General features: G+C 34.4%; 8 protein-coding genes and 1 pseudogene. All 9 read left to right on the top strand.

Features of this window, described 5'->3' with window-relative positions:
- Positions 1-13 precede the first annotated feature (13 nt).
- Positions 14-145, top strand: coding sequence for a DUF4181 domain-containing protein (locus AC1DOS_RS17300; protein ID WP_477538497.1), 132 nt, complete (start codon positions 14-16; stop codon positions 143-145).
- Between the two features lie 148 nt (positions 146-293).
- Positions 294-656 (top strand): YxiJ family protein, encoded by a 363-nt coding sequence (locus tag AC1DOS_RS17295; protein WP_477538495.1) that lies wholly within the window; start codon positions 294-296, stop codon positions 654-656.
- A 65-nt stretch (positions 657-721) separates the two neighbouring features.
- On the top strand, positions 722-1159 hold the full coding sequence (locus AC1DOS_RS17290) for an SMI1/KNR4 family protein (protein ID WP_477538494.1): 438 nt from the start codon (positions 722-724) through the stop codon (positions 1157-1159).
- Positions 1160-1429: 270 nt separating this feature from the next.
- Complete coding sequence (locus tag AC1DOS_RS17285; protein WP_477538493.1) at positions 1430-2632, top strand: IS110 family RNA-guided transposase; 1203 nt, start codon at positions 1430-1432, stop codon at positions 2630-2632.
- 332 nt (positions 2633-2964) lie between these two features.
- Entirely contained in the window at positions 2965-3402 is a 438-nt protein-coding gene (locus AC1DOS_RS17280; RefSeq protein ID WP_108587978.1) for a VOC family protein, read from the top strand.
- A gap of 872 nt (positions 3403-4274) precedes the next feature.
- Positions 4275-4718 (top strand): flavoprotein, encoded by a 444-nt coding sequence (locus tag AC1DOS_RS17275; protein WP_477538492.1) that lies wholly within the window; start codon positions 4275-4277, stop codon positions 4716-4718.
- 160 nt (positions 4719-4878) lie between these two features.
- Positions 4879-5049: a Fe3+ hydroxamate ABC transporter substrate-binding protein gene (locus AC1DOS_RS17270; protein WP_477538496.1), complete on the top strand. Its 171-nt coding sequence runs from the start codon at positions 4879-4881 to the stop codon at positions 5047-5049.
- Positions 5050-5216: 167 nt separating this feature from the next.
- Complete coding sequence (locus tag AC1DOS_RS17265; RefSeq protein ID WP_477538491.1) at positions 5217-5744, top strand: DUF2199 domain-containing protein; 528 nt, start codon at positions 5217-5219, stop codon at positions 5742-5744.
- Positions 5745-6029: 285 nt separating this feature from the next.
- Positions 6030-6191: pseudogene (locus tag AC1DOS_RS17260) on the top strand (DUF2975 domain-containing protein); the annotation flags it as partial.

Here is a 6191-nt window from a genome sequence, read left to right as displayed (position 1 = left end):
GTTATTGGATTATATGGTACGAGCATTTTTTGAATGGAAGTATACACAATATCCAAAACAATCTATTTTAACTTTAACTGAAATGTTTTTAATTGTAATAGCAATAATAATCGTTATTGAATTTAAATTACTTGGTTCTTATTAAGCTGAAGGATGCTTTAGTTGTAGATCAGTGAGGTGCTTATCCAGCTCTTTTTCTTATACAACTAACGGGGCAGGTTAGTTGTATAAGGTATTTTCAGTTTTAGATATAATATTAGGAAAAACAAACTGATTTACAGGTGGGGAAAGAAATGAAAAATGGCTTAATCAGCGAACTTGAAAATCTTTATAATACAGAATTAATGAATGAATTCCCAAACGAAGATATTGAACATATTGAAAAAGATTTCGAGGATGTTTTCTCAGAAGTAGATTGGCTGGGGGCTGATTTTAATGAATCTTGTATGCTTATCGCAGGAAGTACCTCTTATGTGTTAGGTAATAAGAAAATCCCTAAGAATCAAAGGCAATTCCTATATAAAAACTTTTTTTCACTTTATCCTAAATATTCATTTTTAAAAGATTCTGTAAGTAATTATCCTCATTTTTATAAAGAACTTGTAAGTTTTGAAAAGGCACGAGAATTATTACTGGTTATTATTCAGAATAAATAAGTCTTGTTTTACTAACGGGTGCTTTAGTTTAACGAGGATATAAATTAGTAGGAGGATGTTGATTAATGAAAGATGTAAGAAACTTAATTTATACAAGGAAAATAGGTGTTATTGAATTAGATTTAAAGGCAGCAGAAGAAAAGCTAGGTGCAGTTTTCCCAGAGCAATATAAAGATCTTTTCAAGTTAGTTAATAATGCGGAAATAGGTGAATGGATACTTTATCCTATCAAAGACCACAGAAATCCTAAAAAGACTTGGGATGATATTGTTAGACAAAACACTGAAGTGAGAGAAGAAGATATATCGGAAGACCTTCTTGTCATCGGTGATAATGGTTCGGGAGATAAATTATGTTATAAAGTCAATAACGGGATAATGGGGAATGAAATTTATCTTTGGTGTCACGAAGATGCTGAACTTGAAGAATATGCCCCTAATTTGAAAGAATTTATTATTTTAATCTCAGAAGAAGAGACCGAAGATGATTTTGAAGACGAGTAAGTCTTTCTTCAACTAACGGGTGCTTTCGTATTATAAGGTTAACCAGTTTTTACTGGTTGACCTTTTTTTAATTGGATTTAATATATCAGTAGCCAGGGTAGGACGTACGGGTGCGTGGGACAGTGATCCCGTCAATTAAACTGTCCACCCCCTACTTGTAGAAACATGTTTGAGGCTGGTTGGGACGTAGATCTCGTATAACAAGCGAAGCTATGACACTACAAGAAGGATTAGGGGTACTGGTTAGTAAAAATCAGAGGAGGAGTAACAATGAGTCCAGTAGTTGGTCTGGATGTGGCAAAAGGAGAGAGCCAAGTTCAGGCATTCTTAGATAAATCAAAACCGTTTGGAAAGAGCTTTTCGATGAAGCTTACCAGAGAGGAATTACATCGCTTTATTGGATTTTTAAAAGAGATTGAAGAGATGACAGGGCAAATGCCTATGGTCATTCTAGAATCTACAGGCCATTACCATTCCCCTGTTATTCAATACTTGGATGAGCACAAGGTTTTATATATCTTGCTTAACCCTATTATTTCTTATCAGGCTAAGAAATCCAGTTTACGAAAGGTGAAAACGGACGCAATCGATGCGTACCAGTTGTGTGTGCTTTATTACAAAGAAGATTTTGAACCTCATAAAAACAGAGGACTTAAGCTTTTAGACCTTCGAAATCTTTCAAGACAACAGGAGATCGTTACGAATATGTATGTGGAAGCTAAACTTCAGTTCCATACTATTTTAGATCAAGTGTTTCCTGAATACCGGAAGGTATTTGGTGATCTATATTCAAAGGTTTCTTTATTAATGTTAGAGGAGTTTCCGACTTCGGAAGCCGTATTATCAGCTGGGGAAAGTAAACTAGCAGAGCGTGTTGGGGAGTTCTGTCCTAGTCGTTCTGGCCAATGGGCAAGAGAAAAGGCGGAAAAAATAATGGATTCCGCAACGCGAAATCCATTTCAAAAAGTCGTGTATCTAAGTCACTTAATCAATCTTCATATGTATATTAAGATGCTTTTTCAGTACCAAGGGCACCTTTCAATTTTAGAGAATCGTATCGTGACCTTGGCAAATGAACTAGAAGACTACGAGATTGTCCAATCGATTCCTGGAATAGGAGAAAAAATCGCTGCAACGATTATCTCTGAAATTGGTGAAATCGATCGGTTTAGTCATCCGAAAAAACTGGTTGCCTTTGCAGGAGTAGATCCCAGAGTTTACTCATCAGGAAAGTTCACTGCAACAACCAATCGTATTACCAAAAGAGGTTCAAGCAGATTACGTCATGCCCTGTATCTAGCAGTATTATGCGGAATAAGAAGTTCCAGGAACAAAAAGCTAAAAGAATTCTACGATAAGAAAAAATCAGAAGGAAAGCCTGCTAAAGTAGCAATTGTAGCCTGTATTAATAAACTGCTTCATTGGATATATGCGTTATTAAACAGAAAAGAATCTTTCCTTGATCTAGCTTAATTTACGGTATTAATTAAAAAAGAGAAAACCTTCCAAAAGGTTTTTGGAGGGCTGTTTGGCATGCTCAAAATAGTATAACATAGGGTTAATTAGAATTTTAGAGAAAAATATTGACATCCTATTAGCTGGTTTACTTCAATAAGGAGTGAAGCCTTTTTTCTTATTGAACTAACGGGGGAGGTTAGTTGAACAGCGTTGTTTAACTTGTGTTCAACAATCGGGCCAGTTTATTGAACAAGGATATTTTCTGTTTTTAGCGAATTAGAATTACAAACAAACTTATCAAGAATACAGGATATTGCAAAATAACAGGAACATAGGAGGTATGAGATTTGAAAATCCATAGAATAGATCATGTGGGTGTAATCGTAAATGATCTCTCTGCCGCTAAAGATTTTTTTCTCGATTTTGGCCTTGAGTTGCAAGGGGAATGGGAAATGGAAGGAGAGTTGATAAATCAGGTATTTGGGCTTAATGACGTTAAAGTAGCATGTGTAGGATTGGGGACGCCAGACGGTCAGGTATGGATAGAGCTAATCAAATTTTATAATCCGTCAGATGAAAGAGAAATTCAGCAACCTTTTGCAAATACCCTGGGTATCCGGCATATTGCATTTGCTGTTGAAGATATTGAAGCTGTTGTTGCCAAGTTGAAAAAGAAAGGTACGAAAATCTTTAGTGAGATACTACACTATGAAGAAAGTTATAAGTTATGCTACTGTAGTGGGCCAGAGGGAATTATTTTAGAGTTGGCGGAGCAAATCAAATAAATTATGGGTAATTAAGAGTTATCGGGCCAATAATTGATGAATTTTGACAGACCGCCAGTGAAATATGTAATCACGTCGATAAAGTTGTTCCGCAAGCGGGCGCGATTGTTATGTAAGCGTTTCTGTTCTTATTCAACTAACGGGTGCTTTAGTTGAACAACGCTAACAATATTTAGTGCAAACACCTAGCCTCTTGGTTGGGTGTTTTTGTGTTCGGTATTTACATTCATTATCTTTTTACATATCTCCCTTCAAGTAAATAGCAATCGTTTCAACATCACGTATAGCACTTGTATTAACAAATAAACAATCAAAATTGTGTGTCTGCCAATTCAAGTGTTAAAACGAAGTGTAAAGTAAGTGTTAGAGCCTAATTCATATGCGAATTTAGGCTCTTTTTGTATGTCTAATTTAGATTTTGTACCAGATTACTGAACGGGTTAACTTATTTTGGAAGGTCTTTTACTTTGTCAGTTTCTTCTATATAAACAATAAGGTAAATCAAAGTACAAAAATCGATCAATTTTATAATAAGGGTAATACCTACACATTATTGAAATGATGGTGGTTTGTTCACTTACGTCAAGTAGATTATCTATCTCTATACCTCGCTTGTGCAAATTTGCATTGCTTTTTTCGTTAATCTCACAAAATTTTCTTTCTAACAATAAAAGTAAACTCATTAAGAATATGGTAAAATAACGAAAAGATGTAGTGTCTAAGTTGAGGCTTTTGATCGTCAACTAACGGGGCAGTTTAGTAGAAGAACAGTGTTATAAAAAAGGGTGTTATTCAACTTGGGCAGGAAGAAAAACACTACTAAAATTGATGTATAATGAATTAAAACGATAGTTATAGCAGGTGAGAGTACAATGATGGAACTACTGGGTGCATTTTCAACAACAATTTTAGGCTTCATTTTATGTATAGCAGGTATTTTGTATATGAGAAAGGCTCAAAAAAAGGAACATTTACCGCATATTAAATACTATGGAATCCAGCTTGCACTCGGATTATTTGCCCTTTTAGCTCTCTCCGTGTTTTGGGATGCCCTAACGGGGATGCCTAAGGTATTAAAGGGAGATCACGACACAGTAACGGGTGCGTGTTCAGTTGAATATTGGAGCTCCACAAAAAATTCTTCTTTAGATATTCAGTTTTCAGAAAATGAATTTTTTAGTGTACCTCCAAATTATTGGGACAAAGGTTCATTAAAAAAGGCGTATTGCGAAGTTACCTATTATGAAGGTTCTGATTTTGGTGTACATTATAAAATTTACGATAAACAAAATGGCACATTACTACAGCAAGATTAGCCACTTTAAGTAAATATATAATGGCTTTCGACTAATTATTAGGCGTCCTGCGATTGGGACACCTTTTTACTAACGGGGCAGGTTAGTTGAAGAAACTTTTATAAAAGTTATTCGTAAAGATATGAAGAGGAATTAACATTACTTAGAGGTGATTTAGTTGTTGTGGGATAAACCCAAATGTACTATTTGTGATAAAGAGATTAAGGAAGACGACGTTGTTTTTGTGAAAATGCGTTATCCAAAGCGAAAAGGTTTTACTGAAATAAAAGCATATTTAAGCAACGAAGGTAAATTCATTTGTGAAGATTGTTTTAACAATAAATCCTACTAAATACTTTTTAACTAACGGGTGCTTTAGTTCAAAATCATGGGGTTGGTTAGACAACTCTTTTTTCTTCTTCAACTAACTGGGCAGTTTAGTTGACCAAGGAATGGTTTTCACTATTTGTTAATGTAGTGAAATAAATATAGATAGTTTTATCTTATGGAGGATTTGTAATGAGAAATAATACAGAAGGTTACCTATGTAAATGCTGCGGAGAGTATCATGAGGAACTACCTATGAGTTACGGTAGTTCAGTACCCGACTATTTCTATGATGTACCAACTGATGAGCAAGAAAATCGAATCGAGATGAATGAAGATTTGTGTGTGATTGATGATGAATATTTATTTATTCGTGGGAGTATCGAAATTCCCATAATAAACAGTAGTAAACCATTTATATGGGATGTATGGGTTTCTTTAAGTGCAGCAAATTTTGATAAAACAAATGAGTATTGGGAAGTTGAAGGAAGAGAAAAACAAATAGATTCGATGTTTGGCTGGCTATCGACTTCCATTCCTGGTTATCCGGAAACAATAGAATTAAAAACGATGGTACATACTCGTTCAATAGGTGAACGCCCCTATATAGAATTAGAACCAACTAAACACCCTTTAGCCAAAGAGCAAATGGAAGGTATAACAATTGATAGGGTTAAGGAGATAGCTGAAAAATTATGTGAACGAGATGAACAAAAGTAAGCGATATCATTCAACTAACGGGTGCTTTAGTTAAAAATCATCGGCGATTTCGTAGCCCTTTTTCTTATTGAACTAACGGGGCAGGTTAGTTGAACAAGTTATAAATTGAATAGTTTAAAGTTATAGAGCATTTCTTTGTAATGGGAAATGCTTTTTGAAATTTTTTAAAAAATGAAGGATATTTCTATAACAATAATAATATAATAAAAGACAACAATATTTTATTGTAAAACGATAAAATATGTGTTAATGTCTAATTTACAATAAATAAGTGAGGTGCTTTTTATGAAACGGGGAACAACACTCTTTTTAAAGATAGCTGTTATTCTTATTGGAATTCCAGTTCTTGCTTTGTGCATATTTTTGGTGCCTGAGATAGGGAATTTTGCAGCAGAATTGTATCGAGATATTGCTTATATGAAATATCTCGTTTTAATCGTTTTGTAT

The sequence above is a fragment of the Paenisporosarcina sp. P5_A11 genome, assembly GCF_056400705.1.
Note: the sequence above shows the minus strand (reverse complement) of the source record. Positions and strands in the feature narration are given on the sequence as shown.